This window comes from Halodurantibacterium daqingense (genome assembly GCF_042666235.1).
GTDB lineage: Bacteria > Pseudomonadota > Alphaproteobacteria > Rhodobacterales > Rhodobacteraceae > Halodurantibacterium > Halodurantibacterium daqingensis.
In genome coordinates this window covers 1-1321 of the sequence record NZ_JBHTFQ010000035.1, presented here as the reverse complement: position 1 = coordinate 1321, position 1321 = coordinate 1, and the positions used below count along the sequence as shown (strand labels likewise).

1 protein-coding gene and 1 other annotated feature are annotated in these 1321 nt (G+C 62.8%); the gene reads left to right on the top strand.

Annotated features, from left to right (window positions below; all coding sequences use genetic code 11):
• The first annotated feature begins 53 nt into the window (after positions 1-53).
• Positions 54-1282 (top strand): IS3 family transposase gene (locus ACFQXB_RS20290; RefSeq protein WP_377407012.1). Its coding sequence is split into 2 segments (ribosomal slippage): positions 54-342 and positions 342-1282, totalling 1230 coding nucleotides; the frame shifts between segments, so codons are not numbered across the junction.
• Positions 335-451: a sequence feature (AL1L pseudoknot), on the top strand. Its footprint overlaps the gene before it by 117 nt.
• Positions 1283-1321: the final 39 nt, after the last annotated feature.

Below are 1321 nucleotides of genomic sequence, written 5' to 3'. Positions count from 1 at the left end.
TGAACCGCGCCGGGTTTGCCGGAGGCTCCAACTCTTGAGTAGGATGGAGCATCATGAGCAAGACCACGAACAAGTATTCCCCTGAGGTGCGCGAGCGGGCCGTGCGGTTGGTTCTCGACAACGAGGCCCAACATCCGTCACGCTGGCAGGCGGTGATGTCTATCGCGGCGAAGATCGGCTGCACACCGCAGACCCTGAACGACTGGGTCAAGAAGGCCGAGGTTGACAGCGGTCAGCGTGCGGGCATTCCGACCGAGTTGGCCGAGAAGATGAAGGCGCTGGAGCGGGAGAACCGCGAGTTGCGCCAGGCGAACGAGATTCTTCGAAAGGCGTCAGCATATTTTGCGATGGCGGAGCTCGACCGCCGGTCGAAGTGATGGTGGGTTTCATCGACGCGCATCGGGATGCGCACGGGGTCGAGCCGATCTGCGACGTGCTGCCGATCGCCCCGTCCACCTACTATGATCATCTCGCAAAGCGGGCCGATCCGTCCCGGCTGTCGGATCGTGCGCGCCGGGACGAGGCGCTGCGCCCCGAGATCCGACGCGTCTTCGAGGACAACTGGAGCGTCTACGGCGTGCGCAAGATCTGGCACCAGTTGCGCCGCGAGGGCTTCGATGTCGCCCGCTGCACGGTCGCGCGGCTGATGAAGGACATGGATATTCAGGGCATTATCCGCGGCAAGCCACACAGAACGACGATCCCCGACAAGAAGCAGCCCTGCCCGCTGGACAAGGTCAACCGCCAGTTCCGCGTGCCCGCGCCCAACATGCTCTGGGTGTCGGATTTCACCTATGTCGCCACATGGAAGGGGTTCGTCCATGTGGCTTTCGTCATCGACGCCTATGCCCGCAAGATCGTCGGCTGGCGCGTCAGCACATCCCCTCATGCCGGGTTCGTGCTTGATGCCCTGGAACAGGCGGTCCATGACCGGCGCCCGACCAAGGGCATGGGGCTCGTCCATCATTCGGACCGCGGATCGCAATACCTGTCCATCAAATACAGCGAGCGGCTGGCCGAAGCAGGCATCGAACCTTCTGTGGGCAGCGTCGGCGACAGCTATGACAACGCGCTTGCCGAGACGATCAACGGGCTCTTCAAGGCTGAGGTCATCCACCGTCGTGGCCCGTGGCGCAGCTTCGAGGCCGTCGAATACGCAACCCTCGAATGGGTCGACTGGTTCAACAACCGCCGCCTGCTGGAGCCCATCGGGAACATACCGCCAGCCGAAGCCGAGGCAAACTTCTACGCCGCTCTGGAAACTGAAGCCATGGCCGCGTAACTAAAATCAACCAGCCTCCGGCAAACCCGGCGCGGTTCA